The organism is Labrenzia sp. THAF82 (assembly GCF_009363435.1).
GTDB classification, from domain to species: Bacteria; Pseudomonadota; Alphaproteobacteria; order Rhizobiales; family Stappiaceae; genus Roseibium; species Roseibium porphyridii.
Window position 1 is genome coordinate 1,602,715 of record NZ_CP045354.1, and the last position, 23,966, is coordinate 1,626,680.

22 protein-coding genes are annotated in these 23,966 nt (G+C 57.2%); 17 read left to right on the forward strand and 5 right to left on the reverse strand.

Annotated elements, in window-relative coordinates; translation table 11 throughout:
• From FIV00_RS07670 to FIV00_RS07750, 16 genes are all read left to right on the forward strand, one after another.
• Window positions 1-1,647 carry a dihydroxyacetone kinase subunit DhaK gene (locus FIV00_RS07670; protein ID WP_152500190.1) on the forward strand — a complete coding sequence of 549 codons (1,647 nt, stop codon included), beginning with the start codon at window positions 1-3 and terminating at the stop codon, window positions 1,645-1,647.
• A 412-nt stretch (window positions 1,648-2,059) separates the two neighbouring features.
• Complete coding sequence (locus FIV00_RS07675; protein WP_152500191.1) at window positions 2,060-3,100, forward strand: TRAP transporter substrate-binding protein; 1,041 nt, start codon at window positions 2,060-2,062, stop codon at window positions 3,098-3,100.
• Window positions 3,101-3,167: 67 nt separating this feature from the next.
• The gene (locus FIV00_RS07680; RefSeq protein WP_152500192.1) at window positions 3,168-3,755 is read left to right on the forward strand and encodes a TRAP transporter small permease; all 588 of its coding nucleotides are present in this window, start codon (window positions 3,168-3,170) and stop codon (window positions 3,753-3,755) included.
• Window positions 3,752-5,068: a TRAP transporter large permease gene (locus tag FIV00_RS07685; RefSeq protein ID WP_152500193.1), complete on the forward strand. Its 1,317-nt coding sequence runs from the start codon at window positions 3,752-3,754 to the stop codon at window positions 5,066-5,068. Before FIV00_RS07680 ends, FIV00_RS07685 begins: the two co-directional genes overlap by 4 nt.
• 84 nt (window positions 5,069-5,152) lie before the next feature.
• Window positions 5,153-5,914 (forward strand): SDR family NAD(P)-dependent oxidoreductase, encoded by a 762-nt coding sequence (locus tag FIV00_RS07690; protein ID WP_152500194.1) that lies wholly within the window; start codon window positions 5,153-5,155, stop codon window positions 5,912-5,914.
• 10 nt (window positions 5,915-5,924) lie between these two features.
• Window positions 5,925-6,692, forward strand: coding sequence for a crotonase/enoyl-CoA hydratase family protein (locus FIV00_RS07695; RefSeq protein ID WP_209006854.1), 768 nt, complete (start codon window positions 5,925-5,927; stop codon window positions 6,690-6,692).
• 4 nt (window positions 6,693-6,696) lie between these two features.
• Complete coding sequence (locus tag FIV00_RS07700) at window positions 6,697-7,182, forward strand: MarR family winged helix-turn-helix transcriptional regulator (protein ID WP_152500196.1); 486 nt, start codon at window positions 6,697-6,699, stop codon at window positions 7,180-7,182.
• Window positions 7,183-7,206: 24 nt separating this feature from the next.
• The gene (locus FIV00_RS07705) at window positions 7,207-9,033 is read left to right on the forward strand and encodes a feruloyl-CoA synthase (protein WP_152500197.1); all 1,827 of its coding nucleotides are present in this window, start codon (window positions 7,207-7,209) and stop codon (window positions 9,031-9,033) included.
• 12 nt (window positions 9,034-9,045) lie between these two features.
• Window positions 9,046-9,918: an amidohydrolase family protein gene (locus tag FIV00_RS07710; RefSeq protein WP_152500198.1), complete on the forward strand. Its 873-nt coding sequence runs from the start codon at window positions 9,046-9,048 to the stop codon at window positions 9,916-9,918.
• Between the two features lie 171 nt (window positions 9,919-10,089).
• Entirely contained in the window at window positions 10,090-10,998 is a 909-nt protein-coding gene (locus FIV00_RS07715) for a LysR family transcriptional regulator (protein ID WP_152500199.1), read from the forward strand.
• Window positions 10,999-11,067: 69 nt separating this feature from the next.
• Window positions 11,068-11,889, forward strand: a complete 822-nt coding sequence (locus tag FIV00_RS07720; RefSeq protein ID WP_152500200.1) for a putative hydro-lyase — start codon at window positions 11,068-11,070, stop codon at window positions 11,887-11,889.
• 26 nt (window positions 11,890-11,915) lie between these two features.
• Window positions 11,916-12,953 (forward strand): TRAP transporter substrate-binding protein, encoded by a 1,038-nt coding sequence (locus tag FIV00_RS07725; RefSeq protein ID WP_152500201.1) that lies wholly within the window; start codon window positions 11,916-11,918, stop codon window positions 12,951-12,953.
• A 15-nt stretch (window positions 12,954-12,968) separates the two neighbouring features.
• Window positions 12,969-13,517, forward strand: coding sequence for a TRAP transporter small permease subunit (locus tag FIV00_RS07730; protein WP_152500202.1), 549 nt, complete (start codon window positions 12,969-12,971; stop codon window positions 13,515-13,517).
• Window positions 13,517-14,800 carry a TRAP transporter large permease gene (locus tag FIV00_RS07735; protein WP_152500203.1) on the forward strand — a complete coding sequence of 428 codons (1,284 nt, stop codon included), beginning with the start codon at window positions 13,517-13,519 and terminating at the stop codon, window positions 14,798-14,800. The genes FIV00_RS07730 and FIV00_RS07735 overlap by 1 nt, the downstream gene beginning before the upstream one ends.
• A gap of 143 nt (window positions 14,801-14,943) precedes the next feature.
• Complete coding sequence (locus FIV00_RS07740) at window positions 14,944-16,485, forward strand: caspase family protein (RefSeq protein ID WP_152500204.1); 1,542 nt, start codon at window positions 14,944-14,946, stop codon at window positions 16,483-16,485.
• A gap of 294 nt (window positions 16,486-16,779) precedes the next feature.
• Window positions 16,780-17,463, forward strand: coding sequence for a hypothetical protein (locus FIV00_RS07750; RefSeq protein WP_173005910.1), 684 nt, complete (start codon window positions 16,780-16,782; stop codon window positions 17,461-17,463).
• A gap of 141 nt (window positions 17,464-17,604) precedes the next feature.
• Here the strand turns inward: FIV00_RS07750 and FIV00_RS07755 are convergent, their stop codons facing one another.
• From FIV00_RS07755 to FIV00_RS07765, 3 genes are all read right to left on the reverse strand, one after another.
• Entirely contained in the window at window positions 17,605-18,396 is a 792-nt protein-coding gene (locus FIV00_RS07755; RefSeq protein ID WP_152500207.1) for an ATP-binding cassette domain-containing protein, read from the reverse strand.
• Between the two features lies 1 nt (window position 18,397).
• Window positions 18,398-19,531, reverse strand: a complete 1,134-nt coding sequence (locus FIV00_RS07760) for an ABC transporter permease (RefSeq protein ID WP_152500026.1) — start codon at window positions 19,529-19,531, stop codon at window positions 18,398-18,400.
• Window positions 19,532-19,725: 194 nt separating this feature from the next.
• Window positions 19,726-20,667: a sugar ABC transporter substrate-binding protein gene (locus FIV00_RS07765; protein ID WP_152500027.1), complete on the reverse strand. Its 942-nt coding sequence runs from the start codon at window positions 20,665-20,667 to the stop codon at window positions 19,726-19,728.
• 206 nt (window positions 20,668-20,873) lie between these two features.
• On the opposite strand from FIV00_RS07765, the gene FIV00_RS07770 reads away from it, so the two are divergent.
• Complete coding sequence (locus tag FIV00_RS07770) at window positions 20,874-21,839, forward strand: LacI family DNA-binding transcriptional regulator (RefSeq protein ID WP_247649354.1); 966 nt, start codon at window positions 20,874-20,876, stop codon at window positions 21,837-21,839.
• 67 nt (window positions 21,840-21,906) lie between these two features.
• Here FIV00_RS07770 and FIV00_RS07775 read toward each other — a convergent pair whose 3' ends face one another.
• The gene (locus FIV00_RS07775) at window positions 21,907-23,046 is read right to left on the reverse strand and encodes a Gfo/Idh/MocA family protein (protein WP_152500209.1); all 1,140 of its coding nucleotides are present in this window, start codon (window positions 23,044-23,046) and stop codon (window positions 21,907-21,909) included.
• Complete coding sequence (locus tag FIV00_RS07780) at window positions 23,043-23,945, reverse strand: sugar phosphate isomerase/epimerase (RefSeq protein ID WP_152500210.1); 903 nt, start codon at window positions 23,943-23,945, stop codon at window positions 23,043-23,045. The genes FIV00_RS07775 and FIV00_RS07780 overlap by 4 nt, the downstream gene beginning before the upstream one ends.
• Window positions 23,946-23,966 lie beyond the last annotated feature (21 nt).

Genomic DNA, 23,966 nt, shown 5'->3' on the forward strand with positions numbered 1-23,966 from the left:
ATGAAGCAGTTTATCAACACCAAGGAAACGCTCGTCACTGAAGCGATTGACGGGACGCTCAGAACCGCAGGCGGACGGCTGGCCCGACTGGATGGCTATCCTCATATCAAGGTTGTCGTACGCACGGACTGGGACAAGTCGAAAGTGGCGCTGGTCTCAGGCGGGGGATCCGGTCACGAACCGAGCCATGCCGGGTTTGTCGGTCAGGGCATGTTGACTGCAGCTGTCTGCGGCGAGGTCTTCGCGTCTCCTTCGGTCGACGCGGTGCTGGCAGGAATTCTGGCCGTCACGGGCAAAGCCGGTTGCTTGCTCATCGTGAAAAACTATACGGGAGATCGCCTCAACTTCGGTCTGGCCGTCGAACGCGCCCGTGCCTTCGGTCTGAAGGTCAATATGGTCATTGTCGATGATGACGTTGCCTTGCCGGACTTGCCTCAGGCAAGGGGCGTTGCCGGTACGCTGTTCGTGCACAAGATTGCCGGGGCCCTGGCCGATCAGGGTGCCGACCTCGATACAATCACTGCTGCAGCGGAGCAGGCGATCAAGGGGGCGATTTCCATCGGAATGTCACTGGACACCTGCACAATTCCTGGCTCGCCGAAGGAAGACAGGATTGCCGTTGGCAAAGCCGAACTCGGACTGGGCATCCACGGAGAAGCCGGCATCGAACAGGTTGAGTATTCCAACGCCAAGGCAGCGATGGCCATGGTGGTCGAACGCCTGGCTCCAAACCTGGCTCCCGGGCCACATGTTGCGATCCTGAACAACCTCGGCAGCACGACGCCTCTCGAAATGTCGGTTCTTCTTGAGGAGATGACAGCCTCTCGGATCGGCAGCCAAATCCGCTGGGTCATTGGCCCGGCGGCGATGATGACGTCTCTCGATATGCATGGATTTTCCGTCTCGATGTTGCCGGTGGGCAAGGCCGAAGAGGCGTTGTTGCAGGCTCCCGTAGCCCCATGGGCATGGCCGGGATGTCTGGCGCTCGGCCCTGTTTCCGTGCGACCGCTGCCGGACGGGTTGTCCCCGATCCTGCCGTTGCCGTCGAAAAACCCGGAAACCCGCGCGTTCATCGAGCGGTGCTGCAATATCCTGATTGACGCCGAAGCTGACCTGAATGCACTCGATGCAAAGTCGGGTGACGGCGACACCGGAAGCACACTGGCAACGGCCGCTCGCGCGCTGATCCAGGCCCTTGACCGGCTCCCGCTGGCTGACCTGACCCAGCTTTACCGTGCCGTGGGACTGGAGCTTAGCCAGACCATGGGTGGGTCGTCCGGGGTGTTGCTCGCGATTTTCTTTGCGGCCGCTGGCGATGCCTCTTCCAGCGGGCATGGTGCAATCGGCGCTTTGAAGGCGGGGCTCGACCGTATCATGCAAGTTGGCGGAGCTGAGCCGGGTGACCGCACAATGATCGACGCTTTGATGCCGGCCCTGAATGCCCTTGAGAACGGCATCGGGGCTGCCGCCGCGGAGGCACGTCAGGGCGCTGACGCGACAGCTCGAATTACCCGAGCACGGGCAGGGCGGGCGTCTTATGTGTCTGAGGCGAACCTCTCAGGTCACAATGACCCCGGCGCTGAAGCCGTTGCGCGCCTGCTTGAGCAGTTGGCTGAAGCACCGGCTTTGACTTCCCAGTCGGCTTGATGTCCGACCCCTTCCGGCCGGTGCTGGCAACGGTTTCCGGCCGGACTTTTTTGTCTTCCTGTTCCAGGGCCTAAGCGATCGCCAACCTTTTTTGCGTGTCCGCCTCGGCAGATCTGTGTCGACCCGAGCAATTCAGTCCGTTGTCGGCTTAAGCCAATCTAGGTCTTGCCATCGCACTCAATTCATCACAAACTTCGGCAAATTTATCAGGCAGCTGTGATGTTTCATGAGGCATATCGATAAAATCCATGATCCTGCAAAGCGTCCGCATTTCCAGACCTGTGCCTGGGCGTGGGGCATTTGGCGTTTTGGGCTTGATAAAAGTTATAACGTATAACTATTATAGTTCATCACTTGATCGGGTAGGAGGAATCCGGTCTTGTTTTGAAGTTGATCGAACAGGGAGGACATAATGATCAACTTGCATAAGAAGGTTGCAAGACTGGCCGTAGCGGCCACTGTTTCTGCGATTGCACTTGCGGGCACGGCGTCCAGCACGGTTGCGCAGGAAGTTACGCTTCGTCTGCATCAGTTTCTGCCGGCTCAGGCAAATGTTCCCAAGAACGTGCTGGACCCTTGGGCGGACAAGATTGAAGCGGAATCCGACGGTCGCATCAAGATCGAGCGCTATCCGGCCATGCAGTTGGGCGGCAAACCGCCGGAGTTGATCAACCAGGTAATCGACGGTGCCGTCGACATTGTCTGGACGGTGGCCGGATACACGCCGGGCCGTTTTCCGCGCGCGGAAGTGTTCGAGCTTCCCTTCACGATGACCGACGCTGAGTCAATGTCCAGGGCCTACTGGAAGCTGGCTGAAGAAACCATGATGGATGAAGACTTCAAGCTGTTCAAACCGCTTGGTCTTTGGGTCCATGGCCCGGGTGTCATCCATTCCAGCAAGCCAATCACCACACTTGACGATCTGAACGGGGTCAAGCTGCGCGCACCGACCCGCGTGACGAACAAGCTGTTTTCCAATCTTGGAGCGACACCGGTCGGCATGCCTGTTCCGGCAATACCGGAAGCACTCAGCAAAGGCGTGATCGATGCGTCGGTTATTCCCTGGGAAGTTGTCGGTGCGCTCAAGGTAAATGAGCTTGTCGGCAATCACACTGAATTCCCGGGTGACGCGCTCTACACCACATCCTTCATTTTTGCGATGAACAAGGACAAGTACGACGCGCTGCCGGATGACCTGAAGGCGATAATCGATGCCAATTCGGGTGAAGACTTCTCGGCTTTTGCCGGCAAGCAGATGCAGACAGATGATGCCGGACCGCGTGCAGCTGCCGTGGAGCGTGGCAACAACATCATAACGCAAACACCCGAACAGATTGCCGAGTGGCGCACAGCCGCGCAAGGTACCATCGACGAGTGGATTGCCGAGATGGATGCCAAAGGCATAGATGGCAAAGCACTGAAGGATCGTGCGGCTGAACTGATGGCCAACTGACGAAAGCCTCGCAAACGCTCCCGGACGCCTTAAGTCCGGGGGCTCTTTTCCCACAGGAAACGGATACATGCTGTCTCATCTGGTGGAGCGTCTGGCGCGCTTCATGGCGATCCTTGGCGGGCTGGTGCTGACCGGGCTCATTGCCCTGACGTGTGTCAGCGTTCTCGGCAGAGGTCTGAACACGCTAGGACACTCCGGCTTTTTGACTTCGCTCTCGGAGAGTGGCGCAAAAGCCTTGATTGCAACTGGCGTTGGACCTGTTCAAGGTGATTTCGAACTTTTGGAAGCAGGTATCAGTTTTACGATTTTTGCCTTTCTGCCGATTTGCCAGTTACGGCGTGGCCACGCGACCGTGGATGTGTTCTCAACTGGCTTTCCGCATTGGCTGAACAGGTTTCTGGAGACGTTCTGGGAAGTTCTGTTGAGTGCGTTGATCCTGTTGATCACCTGGCGGCTTTTTGTCGGCATGCATGACAAGATGCGTTACGAAGAAACTACCTTCATTTTGCAATTTCCGGTCTGGTGGGCATTTGCCTTCAGCTTTGGCGCTGCTCTGGTCGCCTCGGTGGTGGCCGTTTATTGCGCCGTTGCGCGGACGATTGAGCTCGTTACTGGCCGCAGGCTCACGTCAGATGCTGAGGGGGAAGTCCATTGAGCCTCCTGGAACTCGGTTATCTGTCCTTTCCCGTCCTCTTGGTGCTGATTTTCCTGCGCGCGCCTATTGGTCTTGCGATGATGATCTGCGGGCTCGGTGGTCTCTGGCTTGCCACCGGTACGCCGAATATCTTTATGTCCAAGCTGAAGAGCGAAACCTACTCGACCTTTTCCAGTTATTCGCTGACGATCATTCCGATGTTTCTGCTCATGGGGCAATTCGCAACACATTCTGGAATGTCGTCGTCGCTGTTCAAGGCAGCCGAAAGCTGGCTGGGACATCGCAAGGGCGGTGTCGCAATGGCGGCGGTTGGTGCCTGCGCGGGCTTTGGCGCCATTTGTGGCTCGTCGCTTGCCACCGCAGCGACCATGAGCCGGGTGGCCCTACCTGAATTGCGTCGTTACGGCTATTCCGGGGGCTTCTCTACTGCAACCTTGGCTGCAGGCGGCACACTTGGCATTTTGATTCCGCCGTCAGTGATCCTGGTGATCTATGCGATCCTGACAGAGCAGAACATTGCCAAGCTGTTTCTGGCCGCTTTCGTCCCCGGCATACTGGCGGCCATCGGCTATATGATCACCATTTCCATCTACGTGCGGCTCTATCCGGCAGCCGCCGGGACCCGCGAGCCAGTTCCTTATGCGGAACGAATGCGCGCCATGCTCGAAGTCTGGCCAGTCCTCCTCGTCTTCGGACTGGTTGTCGGAGGCATTTATCTCGGTTGGTTCACCCCGACAGAAGGGGCGGCCGTCGGCGCGGCCGGTACTGGTGTTCTGGCGCTTTTGTCCGGCAATCTGACCTGGAAGATGTTTATCGACAGCATGATCCAGACCGCCATGAGCACGGCGATGATATTCTTCATCATCCTCGGGGCCGGTTTTTACAATGGTTTCCTGGCGCTCAGTCAATTGCCGCAAGAACTCAGCGGCTGGGTTGTCGGTCAGGGCTTCAGTCCGTGGATGGTGTTGACGCTGGTGCTGTTGTTCTATCTGGCCTTTGGTTGCCTGATGGACAGCTTGTCTATGATCCTGTTGACCATTCCGATTTTCTTCCCCGTGATTAGCGCGCTTGATTTCGGAATGAGCCCGGAACATGTCGCGATCTGGTTCGGTATCATTGTGCTGATCGTCGTCGAGGTGGGTCTGATTACACCACCTGTCGGTATGAACCTCTTCATTATCAATGCCATGGATCGATCCACGCCGATGAAGGAAACCTACAAGGCTGTCTTGTGGTTTGTCACATCGGACATCGTCCGGGTCATTATTCTGGTGCTGTTCCCCTCCATCACCCTGTTCCTTCTGGGCGGTTAGCCGCCCAGCTGTTGAGGGTTTTGGTGTGTGAAAATAGATATGGAATATAACAATGATAGTTCACACTGAATTGGAGCCGGCGAGATGCGAATAGCGCAAACGGTCGTGCTTGTGACCGGTGGCGGCAGCGGACTTGGCGCTGCAACCGTCCGTCGCTTTGCCGATCAGGGTGCAAAGGTTGCGGTGCTCGATCTGGACAAGAAACGGTCAGGCTCGCTTGCCGCAGAGGTTGGTGGCTTTGCTGTCCATGCTGATGTCAGCGACGAGGCGGATGTCGGCCGCGCGCTCGACGAAGCCGTTCGCCATTTTGGCGTGCCCCGCATCATTGTCAATTGCGCTGGTGTCGGGTTCGCGGCTCGCATCGTCGGCAAGGAAGGCAAGCTTTCATTCGATGTCTTTGAGCGAACGCTTAAGGTGAACCTGTTCGGCACCTTCAACGTCATGAGTCATGCAGCCAAGCGGCTTTGCGAAGCGGGCACTCTAGAAGGTGGGGAGCGTGGCGTTGTCATCAACACCGCTTCCGTCGCATTTGAGGACGGTCAGCTCGGGCAGGCTGCCTATGCGGCATCAAAGGGTGGAATTGCTTCCATGTGCCTACCGGCCGCGCGGGAATTCGCTCAGCACGGCATCCGCGTGATGACGATCGCTCCTGGCCTCTTCAAAACGCCGATGATGGAAGGCCTTCCGGAAGAGGTCTCGGCGAAAATTGCGGAGAATATTCCCTTTCCACCGCGTCTCGGAGAGCCGGAAGAATTTGCTCTGTTGGCCGAACAGATCGTCACCAACCCGTTTCTCAATGGAACGACCATCCGACTAGATGGCGCGGTGCGCCTGCCACCGCGTTGAGGATATTCTGATGAACGAACCGATCTTGAACATTGAGGTAAGCGGCGACATCGCCACCTTGATGATGAACCGTCCCGACAAGCGCAACGCCATGTGCGATGACCTGCTTGAAGCAATTGACAGGTTTTTTGCAAGCGCGCCGAAGACCGTGAAGGCGGTGGTCATTACAGGGACCGCCGGTCACTTCTGCTCCGGACTTGACTTGAGTGAACATGTTGCCCGAGACGCGGAAGGCACCCTGCATCATTCACGCGGATGGCACTCGGTGATGGACAGGATCCAGTTCGGGGGCCTGCCAGTTGTGTCCGCGATGTTCGGGGCCGTTATCGGAGGTGGTCTGGAACTGGCAAGCGCGACGCATGTCCGTGTTGCGGAAACCTCCACCTTCTTTCAGCTTCCAGAAGGTCGTCGCGGTATTTTCGTTGGAGGCGGGGCTTCGGTTCGCGTCGGGCGGATACTGGGCGCCGATCGCATGACCGAAATGATGCTCACGGGCCGGAAATATGGCGCTGACGAGGGATTGTCTCTGGGTCTGACCCACTACGTCGTCGACCCGGGTGAGGCGCTGGCGAAAGCGCAGGAGCTTGCCCGCAAGATCGCGTCGAATGCGCCATTGTCGAATTACATCATGATCCAGGCGTTGTCGCGCATTTCCGACATGTCGAAGGCCGATGGCCTTTTTACCGAAAGCCTTTGTGCCGCACTCACGCAAACAAGCCCGGATGCACTAGAGGGTCTGGCCGCCTTTATCGAAAAACGCAGTCCGAAATTCAGGTGATGTCATGAAAAAACCAGCTGCCGATATCGAAACAGAAGACACCGTTGTCAGTGTCAATGACAGGACGTTGAGATCGTTTCATGGGTATCAGATGAAGCGAACATTCAATGTCATCCAATCGGACCTCAGTCGAACCCTGAAACCGCTTGAATTGAGAATGCTCACCTATACGGCGTTGGTTCTGATTGTCGATAATCCAGGGCTTCGCCAGTCACAACTGGCGGAAGCCATGGATATCGAGCGGCCCAATCTGGTGGTGATTGTCGACGAGCTGGAACGCCGTGGTCTGGTCCTGAGAGATCGATTGCCCAACGACCGGCGTGCTTATGCACTCAAGGCAACCGCTGCCGGGCAGGACTTGTGCAAGCAAGCGCTTTCGGTCGTCACGGCGCATGAAGCTGCGCTTTTGAAAGGGGTGAGCCCGGATGAAAAGGCCGTTGCCCTCAAGGTCCTTCAGGCGATCGAGGCAAACCGTCAACGCGACCGTTGACGCGTTTGGCTATCGGGAAAAGTCATGAAACGCACGACAGACTTCCAGTCACATTCGGTCAGCAGGGAAAATCGTCCGGACGGGTCCATTCTGCTGCGCTCCAACCATCAGCTCAGCCCGAGTGTTGAGCGGACGGGTGACTGGCTGCATCAATGGGCAGAAGACGCTCCCGGGCGTGTGTTCCTGGCGGAACGCAGTGGAGCCGGTTGGCGGGAAGAGACTTATGAAACGACACTGGCAAAGGTGCGCGCGGTCGGCGCTGCGCTTCTTGCACGTGGCATGAACCAGAAAACGCCAATTCTTGTCATGTCCGGAAACAGTGTCGATCATGGCATCCTGGCACTCGCTGCGCAGTATGTCGGTGTGCCGCTGGTGCCTGTGGCTGAACAGTATTCACTGGTCCATGGGGCACACGGCCGCTTGCGCGATGTCATTCATCTGATCAAGCCTAAACTTGCTTATGTGATCGATCAGGATCAGTTCCAAGAGGCGCTGAACCTTGAGGAACTCTGCGATGTCGAAATTGTTGCGAGCCGGCTGTCGACCCGTGCTGGGGCGGGCAAGGTCACGAAATTCGCTGACCTTCTCAAGGAGGATGGGGCTGTTGGTGTCGATGCGGCTTTTGCCGAGGTTACAGCCGACACGGTTGGAAAAATCCTGATGACCAGCGGGTCGACCTCGAGCCCGAAAGGGGTGCTGACCACCCATCGCATGATGTGCGTCAACCAGGCGCAACTGGCAGATGCTTTGCCGTTTTTGCGCAAGCGCCCTCCGATTATCGTGGATTGGCTGCCCTGGAACCACGTTTTCGGCGGATCCCACAACTTCAATATGATGTTGGCCAATGGCGGCAGTTTTTACATCGATGATGGTAAGCCCGTGAAAGGGCTCTTTGAGAGGACACTGGAGAACCTGCATCTGACAACAGGCACGCTTGCCTTCAATGTTCCGCTTGGCTTTGGCATGCTGCTCGATGCACTGAAGACGGACGAGGGCTTCCGGCGCCGTTTTTTTCAGGACCTGGATTTGATCTTCTACGCCGGTGCTTCACTGCCGCAGGATGTGTGGTCCGGCCTGGAGCAGATGGCTCTGAGCGAAAAGGGCGAGGTGCCGCTGATGACGTCGTCCTGGGGACTGACCGAAACAGCGCCATCGGCGATGATGCAGCAGGAACCTGCGCCACGTTCAGGGATTGTCGGAGTGCCTGTCAATGGCGTTACCTTGAAGCTTCTGCCTGATGAGGACATGCGCTGCGAAGTCCGGATCAAAGGGCCAAGCGTCATGCCCGGGTATTTCGAGGACCCGGACAAGACCAAGGCTGCTTTCGACGAAGAAGGATATTTCATCACCGGTGATGCGATGGTCTTTCTGGACGCTGAAGATCCCAACAAAGGAATGCGTTTCGATGGCCGTATTTCCGAGGATTTCAAATTGCAGTCGGGAACCTGGGTGCGCGCGGCGCAACTGAAACTCGACATGCTGTCGGCTCTTGCACCCTTGGCGGCCGACCTGGTCGTGACCGGTGCGGATCGTACCGAGATTGGCGTGATGATCTTTCCGAATATGAGCGCGTTGAGCCGGGCGGGTTTTCAAACGTCGGACGAAAGCGGCGCCTTTCAGTGTGATCGGCTGCAGAGAGAAATTCACCGGCGGCTCACGGAGCGCGCGAGGACTGTCAGTGGCAGTTCAGCCAAGGTGTCGCGCGCAATCGTATTATCCGAACCGCCTTCTACGGCGGAAGGTGAAATGACAGCCAAGGGCAACTTGAATATCCGCAAGGTTCTGACACGCCGCGCACCATTGTTTGAGCGGCTTTATTCCGACGATGACCCTGCGACGGTCAGGATTTAGGGAAGGCACGAGATGGTCGATATCAGCAAGGTTCGCGCAATCGATATTCACACACATGCAGAAGAACCCTGTGGTTGCCATACCGATGACGGCTATGACGACCTTCAGGCAACCATGGCTGAGTATTTCCGGGCACCTTGGAAGCATCCGCCCACCGTGCCGGAAACGGCGGCGCATTATCGCGCGCAAAACATCGCAGCTGTCATTTTTCCCGTCGATGCGGAACGCGAGACCGGATATCGACGCTACAAGAATGAAGAAGTTGCCGAGATCGCTGCGGACAATGATGACGTCCTGATCCCGTTTGCTTCCATCGATCCGCACAAGGGCCGTATTGGTGCGCGGGAAGCACGCCGACTGATCCGCGATTTCGGTATCAAGGGCTTCAAGTTTCACCCGACCATGCAAGGGTTTTTCCCGAATGACAGGATGGCTTATGAGCTCTATGAGGCCATAGCGGAAGCCGGCGGTATCGCCTTGTTCCACACCGGCCAGACGGGCGTCGGCAGTGGTATGCGGGGGGGCAACGGCATGCGTCTGAAATACTCCAATCCGATGTATATGGACGACGTCGCGGTTGATTTTCCGGACATGAAGATCATTCTCGCACACCCGTCCTTTCCCTGGCAGGAAGAAGCATTGGCGGTCGCGCAGCACAAACCCAATGTCTATATTGATCTGTCCGGATGGTCGCCGAAGTATTTCCCGGAAATCCTGGTCAAATATTGTAATTCGATCCTGAAAAAGAAGGTTTTGTTCGGCTCGGATTGGCCGATGATCACCCCTGAACGCTGGTTGTCCGATTTCGAAAAGATTGCCATCAAGGACGAGCTGCGTCCTGACATCATCAAAGGCAATGCCGCCCGTCTCCTTGGTCTTGCCTGACAAGGCACTGGTGCGTTTTTCGACCGCAATTTGGCCCGACACGTTTCGGCGTTGCCGCATCACTGTGCTTGCTTGGCGAGCGCGCAGGGGTATTACTTTGGATTGCCGGGTCACGAGGCTCAGCTTCCCTTGGCGCACGCTCGCGCTCAAAACAAGACAGGGTTCGCCAGTATGCATCCCCTCAACCTGGACCAATTGAGAGCGTTCCTGGCGGTTGTCCGGCACGGCGGTGTCAATAAGGCGGCGCAGACGCTGAGCCTGACACAACCGGCTGTCACTACCCGGCTCAAGCGACTGGAAGAAGCGCTTGGAACAGATCTCTTTGAGCGCTCACTGGGCCGACTGAAACTGACCAAACGGGGCGAGATGCTTCAAACCTATGCTGAACAGTTTGAAAGGCTGTCCGACAAGGTGGAAGAGACTGTCGTCGCAAAAGATGGCATCGACCGGCATTTGCGCATCGGTGCGTCAGAAACAATTGCTCAGTGCTGGTTACCGGATCTCGTTGCGGAGCTGCATGCGGAATTTCCAAACCTTGTCGTTGAGATCAATGTCGACATCTCGGTGAACCTGCGTTCCGGGCTTCTTGATCGTGAAATTGACCTTGCGCTGCTGCTTGGTCCGGTTTCGGAGTACTCCGTCGACAATGTCGAATTGCCGGGTTTTGATCTGGCCTGGTATGCTCCTGTCGGGATGACCGCTGATGGAAAGGCGGGAGAGGCCTTGATCCGGGAGAAGCCGGTGATCACCTACGCGCGTCATACTCGTCCTTATCGGGAACTCAAAACGGCACTCTTCGAGCGGATAGCGCCTGACGTTCGTATGTTTCCGTCATCGTCATTGTCTGCCTGTTTCAGGCTGGTGGAGGCCGGGCTCGGGGTTGCGGCCCTGCCCAGGGTGATGGGGCAGCCTTATGTCGACCAGGGGCGGATCGCGGAATTCGATCCCGGCTGGGTGCCCGAGGCCCTGTCGTTTTCGGCAAGCTATCTTGGCGATCCAAGAAGTCATCTGGTGGCGGCCGCTGCCCAAAAGGCACTGCAGGTCGCGCTTGCCTATGATGGCTATAAAAATACTTTATAAAAATTGCTAAAAAATTTGAATTTGAATTAATAGATCAACTGCGGGAGCCTCCATTGCGAAGGGAGGCCCATGGTGTCGAGTTACGAAATCCTGCGGAAAGAGCCAGCTGAAACCGTGCGCCGGTACATCCGGAGCGGCGGCTATGCCTCCCACACGGCTGGACTTGGCAAGGATTTGCTGCAGGCCAACCTTGCGATCATGCCGGAAGAATTTGCGCTCGACTTCATGCGGTTCTGTCAACGCAATCCCAAGCCGTGTCCGCTGATCGGCGTCTCTGACACCGGCAATCCGTTGATGTTCACGCTTGGCCATCACATCGACATTCGGACCGACGTGCCGGCCTACAACATCTACCGAAATGGATTGTTGTCGAGCACGGTCGCCGATCTGACATCGCTTTGGAGCGACACCCTGGTTGCTTTTGCGATCGGCTGTTCTTTCACGTTTGAGCATGCCTTGATCGAAGCGGGCATCGATCTCTGGCACATTTCCAACAACACCACGGTTCCCATGTTCCGAACATCCCTGAACACCGTACCCGCGGGATGCTTTCAGGGGCCGATGGTCGTGTCGATGCGGATGATCCCCGATCATAGGGTCACGAATGCGGCTGATATTTCGGCCCGTTATCCCCTGGCGCATGGTTCACCAGTTCATATCGGCGATCCGGCGATGATCGGCATCGACGATATTAATGCTCCCGACTGGGGCGATCCAGTGCCGATCCAGGCTGGACATACTCCCGTTTTCTGGGCCTGCGGCGTCACTCCGCAAGCCGTTATTCAAGACGCCGCGCTGCCGATCTGCATCACCCACAAGCCCGGTCACATGCTGATCACCGATATTCCGAACGACGCTGAAAATCCAATCATAGCAACAACAACAATGTAGACTTCCAACCTTCACGGAGAGGACCCATGAAAAGACTTCTGATTTCCCTCATGGCGAGCGCCGCCATTGCATCGCCGGTCGTGGCAGAAAGCCTGTCTGTTGTCGGCAGCTGGTCCAGCCTGCCGTTGCACAAGGAGTATGAAGCTCCGTTCTGGCAGGCGACATTGCCCGAAGCATCTGGTGGCAACCTCCAGACAACGGTGACCACTCACAACCAGATGAACCTTGGTGTCGGTGAAGTCTTTCGTCTGTTGGGCCAGGGTGTTTTTGATGTCGGTATGACCGTTGGCGACTACGCTGTCGCTGATGCCCCGGAACTTGAGGGTCTTGATGTGCCGCTGGTCGCCATGTCCGCCGACAAGGCCGAAGCGGCTGTGAAAGCCGCGCGGCCGATGGTCGACGAAATATTTGCCAAACGCTTCAATTCCAAGGTTCTGGCTATTGCGCCTTATCCGCCACAGGTCGTTTTCTGCAATGCTGAAGTCGGGTCACTCGATGATCTGAAAGGATTGAAGGTCCGTGCCTCAGGGCGCATGACGGCCAAGTTCCTGGAGGCTCTGGGAGCGGAGGGTATCACGGTTTCCTTTTCCGAGGTGCCAGGAGCGCTGCAAAAGGGTGTGGTCGACTGTGCCGTGACCGGAGCCGGTTCGGGCTATAGCGCAGGCTGGTGGGAAGTCACGACGCATCTGTTGCCGATACCCCTTGGAGGCTGGGATCCGGTGGTGACGGCGATGAACATGGACAAATGGCAGTCGCTTGACGCCGACACCCAAGCACTGATCGAAAAGGAAATTGCCGAGAAATTTGAAGCACCTGCATGGTCGACTGCAGAAGGTGCGCTTGCCAACGACATCGCCTGCCTGACGGGCAAAGGCAAATGCGCGTCAGGCGACAGCCGCAATCTGGTGCTGGTTGAGGCTAGTGACGGGGACATAGAAAAAGCGCGTGAAATCCTCCAATCAGAAGTATTGCCGGAATGGGCTGAACGGGCGGGTGGTGACTGGGCTGCACGCTGGAACGAAAGTGTTGGCGCTGTTGTCGGCGTGACGATCAAAACCAACTAAGGCCGGAGTGAACAGGTGGCGGAGACGGCATTCAATTTGTTGAAACGGGCGAACCGACTGGTTGCGATTTTGGTTGGTGTTCTGTTTCTCCTGTGCGCAGGGCTCGTCCTTGCCGATATCCTGCTCCGCCGCCTTGGCGCTTCCCTGGGCGGAACCGATGAAATCTCAGGCTATGTCATGGCGATAGGCACAGCCTGGGGCATGGCCTTTGGACTGGTTGAACTGTCACATGTCAGGATCGACTTTCTAAGGCGCGCCATCGGCATTCCGAAATGGCGAATGATACTGGACCTGGTGTCGTTGCTGGCTCTGGCCGGAACGATCACGATCGTGGCATTACAGTGCTGGCCGGTGGTGGAAACCACGCTGCGCAACGGGTCTCGAGCCAACACACCGCTTGAAACGCCATTGGCGCTTGTTCAGGTGCCGTGGTTTGCCGGTTGGATATGGTTTGCGTTAACCGCCTGGCTGACCTTTCTCTGCGCACTTGCGCTTGTCTATCAGGGCAATTTTTCAAGATCCGAGCAAGTTATTGGTGTCTTTCCGGAAAGTGAGGCGGTCTGATGCTTGCGTTTGTCTCAGTCGGGCTTCTGGCACTCTTGTCCCTGTCCATACCGGTCGGAATTGTCCTGTTTCTTCTGGGTTTCGGCATAGACCAGTTCTTTACGCCCTTTCCGCTGATGCGCGGACTAGGCTCGATGGTCTGGTCAACATCGGAAAATGCGGCTCTGATCGCCATTCCGTTTTTTGTGCTTCTAGGGGAGATCCTGGTCAGAACCGGAATTGCCGCACGGACTTATTCAGCGCTTGACCGCTGGGTGTCCTGGCTTCCGGGAGGTCTGGTACATGCCAATGTGGCGACCGCGACCATGTTTTCCGCAACGTCCGGATCGTCCGTCGCAACCGCCGCGACCGTGGCAACGGTTGCCATGCCGCAGGCGGACCGTCTTGGCTATGATCCGAAACTGTTTTCCGGCGCGATTGCAGCCGGTGGCACTCTCGGCATCATGATCCCACCGTCGATCAATCTGATTGTCTATGGGTTCCTGACACAGACTTCGATCCCGCAGCTTTTCCTTGCTGGGCTTTTGCCCGGCATTTTGCTGGCGCTCGGCTTCATCGTTGTCACTGCATTTGTGTGCATGGTCAAGCCGGAACTCGGGGGTGCGCGCAGGACCTTTCCCCTGATCGAGATGCTGAAAGGGCTTGCCGACCTTCTGCCGATCATCCTGCTGTTTTCGGCCATCATCGGATCCATCTACCAGGGCTGGGCAACCCCGACGGAAGCAGCCTCTGTCGGTGTCGCCGGGGCACTGGCAATTGCCTTGCTCTTTGGCGGCCTCAATATCCGCATGATCGGGGCCGCACTGATTGGCACCGTGAAGGTGACGGCAATGATCATGCTGGTGGTGATCGGAGCTTCTTTCCTGAATTTCACCCTGTCAGCGGCTGGCCTGTCGCAAGAGCTTCGTGGATTTCTGGAAGGTCTCGGCTTCAATCCGCTCTGGACGCTGCTTGTGATCGTGCTGATGTATGTCGTGCTTGGGTTTTTCATCGAAACCTTGTCATTGATGGTGATCACCATCCCGATTGTCGTGCCGATCGTCACCGCGCTTGGCTATGATCCGGTCTGGTTCGGAATTCTGATGATCGTGCTGATCGAAATGGCTCTGATCACACCACCGGTTGGTCTCAATCTCTTCGTAGTTCAAGGCGCGCGTCGTGGTGGCTCAATTGCCGAGGTCATGATCGGCGCAGTCCCCTATGTACTGGCCATGCTGGCCATGGTTATCGCCTTGATCGCACTTCCGGATCTTGCGCTTTTCCTGCCAAAGGCGATGAATTGAGCCGGTCTGGAGCGTGCGAGCGGGGGCGGCGCGTTTCCGCAAAAGACCTTACGTCGCGAAAAGCACTTGTCTTGGTCGGCCTTTCCACCAATGATGTTCCCAGGTGTCATTCAAGCTGAACCTTGAAGCGGAACATAATACTCATGCGTTTGCGGCAAGTCCCAGACAGGTTCCGGCTGCTTTTGCGGCTGCGGACATCCTTCGGGCATTGCGTCCTGTTGATACTGGCGCTGTGTACGGCCACCTTTGTCTATGCCTCGACAGATCCGTTCGCGGAACGCCGCATGGCCTTGGTGGTCGGCATTTCCAGCTATCAGAATGCGCCGGATCTATACAACACGACCAGAGACGGCCGGCTGATCGCCGATACGCTGAATGAGCTGAACTTCAGGGTGGCGGAACACTTCGATATCGGACTGGCCGAATTCAAGGAGCTGCTAGAGAGGTTTTCGTTTGAAGCGGAAACCGCGGATGTCGCGCTTGTTTATTTTGCCGGCCACGGAGTTGAGGTCGGTGGGCGCAATTTTCTTGTGCCCTCGGACGCAGATTCGGCTAATCGACAACGGGTTGCCGATACTTCTGTCTCACTGGATGAAATTTTGCAGGCGGTCGACAAGGCGCGCCAACTCCGGATTGTAATCCTGGATTCCTGCCGCAACGATCCCTTTGCCGAAGGAGACGCCACGGAAACACTGACGGTCAACACAAGCGCAAGACAGGGGCTTGCGCCGGCCTCGCCCGAACGCGGTACACTTGTCGCCTATGCAGCTGAAGCCGGGAAGGTTGCGTTGGATGGTGCTGGCGACAACAGTCCTTTTGCGCTGGCTCTCGCACAGACCCTGAAGGTTCAGGATCTGGAAATAGGTCTCGCATTTCGGCAGGTCCGCGACAGCGTTCTCAAGGCAACCGCAAACGCGCAAGAGCCACACACATACGGGTCCCTTTCCGGCAAACCCTATTTTCTGGCGGGCGGTAGCCAGGAAGTGAATGCGCTTGCAGCCTCAGCACGGCGGGATGCCTGGGGACGGCTGGAAGTGGACCAGGAAGATCAGTTGCAGGCGGCTGCGCGCGAGGGCGACAGCAGAGCGCTCAAAGGTCTTGCCTATATGCGTTTGAATCCGAACGAAGATCGCTATGATCCGAGCCGTGCAGCAGCCTTGTTGGAGACGGCTGCAGAAGCCGGTGACCCCGAAGCGATGTTTGAGCTCGCACGCATGTATGAACGTGGAATTGGTGTTGAGCAGGATGTCGACAAGGCATTGGAATTGTTCCGCAAGTCTGCCGACGAAGACTTTGCAGATGCGATCAATGACCTTGGCTTTCTCTACTATCAGGGCGGGCTGGGTGTAACGCGAGACCCGAAGAAGGCCATTGAAATGTTCGGGCGGGCAGCAGACCGGCGGCACCCTGAAGCGATGTTCAACTATGCCGCCCTGATCGATGACGGAGTTGTGGACGGCAAACAGCCAGATGACGCGGCTGAGTTTCTCTATAGAGCGCTTAGATCCGGCAATGAAGAAGTGCTCAACCAGCTTTCGGAAAATCCGAAAATGTTCAAGGCTGCGACACGACGGTCTCTGCAGCGCAAGCTGTCGGAGCGCGCTTTCTACAGTGGATCGATAGATGGTCAATTTGGGCCGCAAACCAAGCGTAGCCTGCGCAAGGCTTACGGATTGTCAGAATAACTCGCGGCGATCAAACGGCTTTGGCCAGGCGGTGAAAATTGCCGCCGAGTAATCTTTTTGATATCGTGTATTAGGGTTTTCCGATCTAATAAAAATTGAATACTCTTTTTGATGACGCTCAATGCAGTCTCTGGCGGAAGGCAATATTTCAGCCTGAAGGTGTTTCGCCTATCGTCATTTGTTTTGTGTGCTTCGGCGTGTCCAGTTAACTGACTTGTTCTCCGTATTTATGACTTGAGATTAAACAAGTCACAGTATTTGGAAGTTTGTTAAGACAATTCTCAGGGGGTGAAAATGATTGATAAACAATGCCTGAATGGCGTGATTGCCTGTCTTTTGGCAGGACAGTTGGCAGCAATGTCGGTTCTCCCGGCAGGTGCTGCTGTTTCTCCACGCGACGCAAACCATGAAAAGGTCAAGACTGAGCGTCTGGGTAACTACATCCTGCTTGCTCAGTATAATGATTCCTATTCCGATTCTTCACCGGAAGATCGAACCAGTTACACCGGCGACAATGAGCGGGACCCGAGGCTTGCCGCAACAGGCGGCTATAGCGACACAGTTACGCGAGGTGTTGCCAGGCTGATTGTCGATGGCGGCAAGGAGTGTGAGAACGATACTCGCCCTGAATACCGTCTCGACTGCCTGGCCGTGAACTTCGGCCGAATTGCATCAACCATTGAGCGGCGTCCCAATTACCAGCAAGCCGGGCAGGAGCTTAGAAGACTGTCGCGGAAACTGAAGGCGATCCGGACGAAATATGCGGACCCGGCAGCTCCGAAAGTCACAAAGAAGCGGCGCACCTATCGGGCTGTTTCAAAAGCAAACCTGGCGCAGGCGAACCGTGAAGCGGCAGCTGCGATCGACGAGACGGTCACCAAACTACTGCGTTCAGCTGGGAACTCGGAAAAGCGGAAGACCCACTACGCTCAGATCGCAACGGCAGTTGGCTCAACCAAGAGGCTGCTGAGGTCCTGATCGGCAGGCACCTGCTTGACCGAGTTAACGTTCGACTCAAGATGGCGGGGACACTCCATGAGAGGATCTTTGATGCCGTTAAAACAAAAAAGCGGGCGCCCAAGGCGCCCGCATTCTTTTGTCCGTTGTGAGACCAGTTTTTTACACGGTTCCTCCGAGGGATCCTTCGAGTTGAGCGAGTTCCTGTCCGCCAGCCATCAATTCCTGGAGTTCTTCTGCCTTGATGTCTCCGCGCTCGGCTGTTCCGAGGGTTTTCCCGCGGTTGAGCACGGTAAACCGGTCTCCGACGGCCATGGCATGGCGGACATTGTGAGTGATGAAGACAACGCCGATGCCCTTTTTGCGGACCTTGTCGATTGTGGCGAGCACATTGGAGGTCTGTCGCACACCGAGGGCGGATGTCGGTTCATCGAGAATGAGCACCTTTGCCCCGAAATAAACCGCCCTGGAAATGGCGACCGTCTGGCGTTCCCCGCCCGACAGGGTGCCAACAGCCTGGTCGGGCGAGCGCAGGTGAATGCCCATCTTGGCCATCTCGGCCATGGTGACCTCGTTGGCCTCGGCAAAGTCGAAGAACTTGAACGGGCCGACGCTCTTTCTGGGCTCGCGGCCCATCCAGAAGTTCCGGGTCACCGACATCAGCGGGATCATCGCCAGATCCTGGTAGACCGTGGCAATGCCGGCCTCCATGGCATCGCGGGGTGTTGAGAAGGTCATCTCCTTGCCGTCGATCAGGATCTTGCCGCGGGTGGGCTTGTGCACACCGGACATGGTCTTGATGAAGGTGGACTTGCCGGCGCCGTTGTCGCCGAGCAGGCAATGACACTCGCCGGCCTTGACGGAGACGGAGACGCCGTTGAGAGCAATCACCGGCCCGAAATGCTTCTCGATGTCGACCAGTTCGATCAGGGGAGCTGTGTTTGCATCGGGCATCTCAACGTTCTCCTGTGATCATGCGGCGGATATAGGTGTTGAGGATCACCGCAAGCAGCAGGATCACCCCGAGGAACACTCTGAAGAGCGAACTCTCCACGCCGGCAAAGAACAAGCCCTGCTGGACGACGCCGAAGATCAGCGCGCCAAGGGCGGCCCCGATGACCGAGCCGTAGCCGCCGGTCAGAAGCGCACCGCCGATCACCACGGAGATGATCGCCTCGAACTCCTTCAACAGACCGCGGTCGGCAGCCGCCGAGCCGAACTCCATCACCTGACAGGTGGCAAAGACGGTGGCGCAGAAGGCGGTGAACATGAACATGGAGATCTTCACCCGGCTGACCGGCACACCGACATAGCGGGCGGCCTGGGCATCCCCGCCGGAAGCAAAGATCCAGTTGCCGAAGCGGGTGCGGGTCAGAAGAATGTGGCCGAAGATGATGAGGGCAATGGCCCAGATCATCAGCATGGGAATGCCCTCGACCACGGGCAGGCCGGCCTTGGGACCGGCCACGAAGGTGCCGACAAGGCCCAGATCCGCCAGCCAGACGAACACTCCGGAAAAGACCTTGCCGCCGAACAGCCAGGCGATCGGGTCGCCCTCGGCAACATCCTTGACGCCGCCGATGATGGTCTTGCGGGTGGTGGCAATGGCAATGAAGATCGTCAGCCCGCGCAGGATATAGAGGAAGGCGAGCGTGACGATGAAGGAGGGCAGGCCGGTCTTGATGACCAGATAGCCGTTGAGGGCGCCAATGCAAAGGGACAGGGCGAAGGCAACCAGAATGGCGAACCAGACGGGAAAGCCCCATTGCACGCTCATGAGAGCGATGATGATGCCGGAAAACCCGATCATGGAGCCGACGGACAGGTCGAACTCGCCGGCGATCATCAACAGGCAGGCGCCGACAGCGATGATGGCGAACTGGGCAGAAACGGTGCCCCAGTTGATGATGCCTTCGGCGGCGAACATGCCGCTGTCGCTGGCTATGCCGAGGAAGAACATGAATACGAGAATGGTGCCGCAAATGGCGCCGAGCTCTGGGCGGATCAACGCCTTGCGCATGCGAGACATCTCGCGGACGCGTTCGTCTTTCTCTGGTTCTGGTGGGGCTGCCGTTTGGGTCTCAGCCATGGTGTCCTCCTGCGTGCCGGTGTGGCCGGCCGCCTTGAGAAGCAGGAAAGGCCCGCTCCCATGCGGCCCGGCCGCAGAACAATGTTCTGGATGAAGCGCGCTCGACTTCGACAAAGGAGCGCCTGGGTTACGTTCTTGAGAAGGGAGAGGCGGCAGGACCGCCTCTCCAGTCGACCGCTCGGGCGGCCACTGCCTTAGCGGTACTCGCCGGCGAATTCTTCAACCTTCGCCAGAGCGTCCTTGGTGATGAAGCCCGGGCCGGAGTTGATGTTGTTGCCCGGAAGCACACCATAGCGCTGGTAGTTGGCCAGAACGATCACCGGCAGGTAAGCCTGCAGGAACGGCTGCTGGTCAATGCCCCACTGAATGGTGCCGTCCTTGATCGCCTTGACGATCTCGGTGCCCAGATCAAAGGTGCCGAAGTAGATGTCGCCGGCCTTGCCCATTTCCTGAAGCGCCTGGATGGTCGGGTCCGCGGAGGTCGGGCCGAGCGTCAGGACAGCTTCCGTGTCCGGGTTGGCCAGAAGATACGCCTTGACCTTGTTCTTGATCTCGGCCGGATCCTGGCCACTGTCGATCATGCTGGTGCCCAGATCCACACCCAGACCGTCGGCAAAGCCGCGGCAGCGCTCGCCAACCACAGGGTTGGAGACAACGTGGTTGACACACAGGAACGAGCCAACGCCATCACGCTTGGCGCGCTGACCGGCCGCAAGACCGGCATCATACTCAGGCTGGCCGACATACATCAGCGCACCGACATCGGCTGCCTGCTCAGGCGTGCCGGAGTTGATGATGATCACGGGAACACCCTTGGCAACCGCATTCTGGATCGGTCCGGACAGAACGTCAGGATCGGCAAGCGTGGTGATGATGCCATCCGGGTTGGACGCAGCCGTCTGCTCGATGATGCGTGCCATGTCGGCAATGTCGCCTGTCGGCGGATTGCGATACTCAACCTCTGCTCCAACCTGCTCGCCAGCAAGTGCAAGGCCGTTCTTGATCGTGTTCCACCAGCTGTCGCTGTCAGGCGCATGGCTCACAAGAACAAAACGCTCGCCGTCCGCAACTGCCGATCCGCTCACACCCGTAAACGCAATGGCGGCCGTCGCAAGCGCAATCAATGTCTTCTTCATTAGTTCCTCCCAATTTTCAGGCTTTCTACAATCCCGGAATTTATCCTCGAGACCGTGCCTGCTGGTAGACAAGCACAGCACCAGAGAAATTGCAACCGGTTGCAAAAAAATTGACGCGGTCTGGCATTCGTGTAGGTTTTCCGAAGGATGAGGACCAACTGGGCTGGGGCTGGAATTTGGCGGTTACATTAAAGGAGGTTGCGGAATTGGCGGGCGTATCGCGTTCGGCGGTCTCCCGGACTTTCACCGATGGTGCAAGCGTTTCCGCCCGCACACGGGAAAAAGTCGAGAAGGCGGCGAAGTCCCTTGGCTACAAGCCTTCCCTGATTGCGCGCAGTCTGGCGACAAATCGCACCAAGCTGATCGGTCTGGTCGCGAATAATTTTCAGAACCCGGCCTTTCTCGACGTCTTTGACCTCTTCACCAGCGAATTGCAGAAACGCGGCTTCCGCCCTTTGCTCGTCAATTTGTCTGCTGAGACCTCGCCGAAGAAATTCGTTGAGCTGCTGAGGCAATACAGCGTTGATGGGGTCATCGTTGCGACATCGACGCTCCCAACAAGCTTTGCGACGTCCTTTCAGGCTGCCGGCATCCCGGTGATTCACACTTTCGGCAAATATGAAGCGAATGCCAATGTACATGTTGTCGGGATCGACAATGTCTATTGCGGCGCTATGGCAGCTGACCTGTTCTCAGAGCGCGGATACCGGAAAGTTGCGTTGTTGGGCGGACCGGAAGCAGCAACATCGACGCAGGACCGCGCAGCAGGGTTTTTGAAGGCTGCGCATGACAAAGGTCTTGAGGTGGCAGCCACCTGCTTTGCGGAAAACTACACCTATCAGGCCGGGCGGGATGCCATGCAGCAGGTCTTGCGTGAAGACGGGATTGAAGCCGTTTTTTGCGGTGACGATCTGATCTGCATGGGCGCCATGGATGCAGCGCGTGCTGCCGGTCTTTCGATCCCTGAGGAAATCGGCTTCATGGGTTTCAACGACATTGCGATGGCAGGATGGGATGCCTATTCGCTGACAACCATCCGCCAACCCATTCGAGACATCATCCTGAGTTCTGTGGAACTGGTGGTCGGTATGGTGGAAAACCCGACGCGCAGTGCCGAGATTCGCTTGTTTCCCTGCACCATCATTGAGCGTGGTTCCCTGAAACCTGTCTGATCCAAGAAAGCCTCGATTGTGTTCGCAAGGCCGAGCGATTCTTTGGCGAGCGCCCGGCCGTGTCTTGTTAAAGTTTGGTCCAGGCGCCGTTTGCCTTGGCAGATGAAGCGGCGGCTTCGATTGCCCGCATCGACCAGTACCCGTCTTCGGCCTGTGGGAAGTCGAGTGCCATCGGGTCGGGCTTTGCACCCGTCCTTTGGGCATTCAAGACATCCGCCAGGTCCATGTAGATGTTTGCAAAGGCTACAGGCATGCCTTCGGCATGACCAATCGGAATGCGTGAAGCGCGGACGGCCTGTTCCGACAAATCCGAGTCACCACGTTCAAGGATCTGGGTCCTTCCGTTCAGCGGCGTCCAATGCAGTTGCTCGGGATGCTGCTGCTGCCAGGAAAGTCCGCCCTTTTCTCCGAAAACCTGAAGCGTCAATCCGTGCATCCGGCCAACGGCGACTGCACTTGTCCAGAGCCTGCAGACCGCACCGCCGTTGAAGTGGAAGTTGATCATGGCATCATCTTCCAACTGGCGATCTCCGACTAGCGAGGCGAAATCCGCTGACAATTCCGTCGGGGTCTGACCCGAGACGAAACAGGCCATGTGAAACGCATGAATGCCGGCATCTGCGAACACAGCCGATGTTCCGGCCTGAGCCGGGTCATAGCGCCAGCGTACGCGCGGATTGTCCGCTTCTTCGGCATCGGCATGAAAGCCATGCGCGAACTCCGCCTTGATGAGCCTGATTTTTCCAAGGTCGCCATTGGCAATCATGGCACGCATCTGGCGGACCAGCGGGTAACCGCTATAGCCATAATTCACGGCGCAGACCTTGCCGGACTCCTTCGTAATTTCAACGATTTCTCGCGCCTCATTTGCCGTCATTGTCAGCGGCTTTTCACACAAGACGTTGAAGCCCGCTTCGAGAAAAGCGCGCGAGATTTCATAGTGTGTGGCGTTGGGAGTTGCAATTGTGACAAGGTCCAGTCTGTCGTCGCGCGCACTTTCGGCTGCGAGCATTTCGCGCCAGTCGCCATAGGCACGATCAGCTGAAACGCCGAGTGAACCTGCGAAAGCCTTGCCGCGGTCCGGGTCAATGTCAAAGGCACCGGCACACAGAAGAAAGTGGCCATCGAGGCCAGCGCTGATACGGTGGGTCGGACCGATTTGCGAGCCTGCGCCGCCGCCGATCATTCCCCAATTGAGCTTTGTCATGCGGTTACCTCGAAGCCGATGGATTTGAGAAAGGCACGGTTCTCGCGCGCGTCGTCGAGTGGTGATTGCGCCTTGGCGGGATCACAGTCCTGTTCAACCGTACACCAGCCAGTAAAGCCTTTGTCCAGCAGCAGTTGCCTGACGGCGGCGAAGTCGACACTGCCCTTGCCGAGATTGCAGAAGATGCCGTCGCCGCAGGCTTCATAAAAATCTGTCTGGTTTGCGATGACATTCTTCATGACGACTGGGTCGATATCCTTGAAATGCATATAGGAAATGCGATCCATATGCCGCGTCATGAAAGCGACGGGATCGAAACCGGCATAGACGCTGTGACCCGTATCAAGACAGATCTTCATGTGCTTTTCGTCGACTTCTTCCAGGAGTTGCTCAACCTCGTCCTCAAAGTCCATGAAGCCGCCGGCATGCGGGTGAATGGACGGTGTCAGCCCGTATTCCTCGCTTGCCATCTTGGCAATTTCCTGGATCCTGCCGCGATAGATGGTCCATTCCTCAGAAGACATTTTTTCCGCTTCAGCCGGGCGACCTGCGGTCGGCGCGCGGCGCGGTGAAATGGAATCGATCATAACCAGATGTTCCGCGCCGTGTGCCTTCAAGGCCGCGCAGGTTCGGATGGAGCCATCCTTGACATCGTCCCATTGCGCCGGATCGTGAAAGGGGCGAAACACGACGCCGCCGATCAGCTCCAAACCCCGTTCCGCGAGCGCGTCTCCAAGCTCTGCCGGATCTTCGGGCATGAAGCCGACAGGACCAAGTTCGATGCCACGATAACCCGCATCGCGGCACTCATCGAGCACCTTCTTCCAGGCCGGGTTGCGCGGGTCATCTGCGAATTCGACACCCCAGGAGCAGGGGGCGTTTCCAATCTTGATAGTCATGTGATGTTTCCGGAATAGAGG

Bases quoted from the DNA above. Each gene is read 5' to 3' on its own strand.
- FIV00_RS07750 (WP_173005910.1), top strand. From the start codon at position 16,780: ATGATTGATAAACAATGCCTGAATGGCGTGATTGCCTGTCTTTTGGCA.
- FIV00_RS07760 (WP_152500026.1), bottom strand. From the start codon at position 19,531: ATGGCTGAGACCCAAACGGCAGCCCCACCAGAACCAGAGAAAGACGAA.
- FIV00_RS07720 (WP_152500200.1), top strand. From the start codon at position 11,068: ATGGTGTCGAGTTACGAAATCCTGCGGAAAGAGCCAGCTGAAACCGTG.
- FIV00_RS07705 (WP_152500197.1), top strand. From the start codon at position 7,207: ATGAAACGCACGACAGACTTCCAGTCACATTCGGTCAGCAGGGAAAAT.
- FIV00_RS07735 (WP_152500203.1), top strand. From the start codon at position 13,517: ATGCTTGCGTTTGTCTCAGTCGGGCTTCTGGCACTCTTGTCCCTGTCC.
- FIV00_RS07675 (WP_152500191.1), top strand. From the start codon at position 2,060: ATGATCAACTTGCATAAGAAGGTTGCAAGACTGGCCGTAGCGGCCACT.
- FIV00_RS07670 (WP_152500190.1), top strand. From the start codon at position 1: ATGAAGCAGTTTATCAACACCAAGGAAACGCTCGTCACTGAAGCGATT.
- FIV00_RS07740 (WP_152500204.1), top strand. From the start codon at position 14,944: ATGCGTTTGCGGCAAGTCCCAGACAGGTTCCGGCTGCTTTTGCGGCTG.
- FIV00_RS07765 (WP_152500027.1), bottom strand. From the start codon at position 20,667: ATGAAGAAGACATTGATTGCGCTTGCGACGGCCGCCATTGCGTTTACG.
- FIV00_RS07680 (WP_152500192.1), top strand. From the start codon at position 3,168: ATGCTGTCTCATCTGGTGGAGCGTCTGGCGCGCTTCATGGCGATCCTT.
- FIV00_RS07690 (WP_152500194.1), top strand. From the start codon at position 5,153: ATGCGAATAGCGCAAACGGTCGTGCTTGTGACCGGTGGCGGCAGCGGA.
- FIV00_RS07755 (WP_152500207.1), bottom strand. From the start codon at position 18,396: ATGCCCGATGCAAACACAGCTCCCCTGATCGAACTGGTCGACATCGAG.
- FIV00_RS07715 (WP_152500199.1), top strand. From the start codon at position 10,090: ATGCATCCCCTCAACCTGGACCAATTGAGAGCGTTCCTGGCGGTTGTC.
- FIV00_RS07725 (WP_152500201.1), top strand. From the start codon at position 11,916: ATGAAAAGACTTCTGATTTCCCTCATGGCGAGCGCCGCCATTGCATCG.
- FIV00_RS07780 (WP_152500210.1), bottom strand. From the start codon at position 23,945: ATGACTATCAAGATTGGAAACGCCCCCTGCTCCTGGGGTGTCGAATTC.
- FIV00_RS07695 (WP_209006854.1), top strand. From the start codon at position 5,925: ATGAACGAACCGATCTTGAACATTGAGGTAAGCGGCGACATCGCCACC.
- FIV00_RS07700 (WP_152500196.1), top strand. From the start codon at position 6,697: ATGAAAAAACCAGCTGCCGATATCGAAACAGAAGACACCGTTGTCAGT.
- FIV00_RS07710 (WP_152500198.1), top strand. From the start codon at position 9,046: ATGGTCGATATCAGCAAGGTTCGCGCAATCGATATTCACACACATGCA.
- FIV00_RS07775 (WP_152500209.1), bottom strand. From the start codon at position 23,046: ATGACAAAGCTCAATTGGGGAATGATCGGCGGCGGCGCAGGCTCGCAA.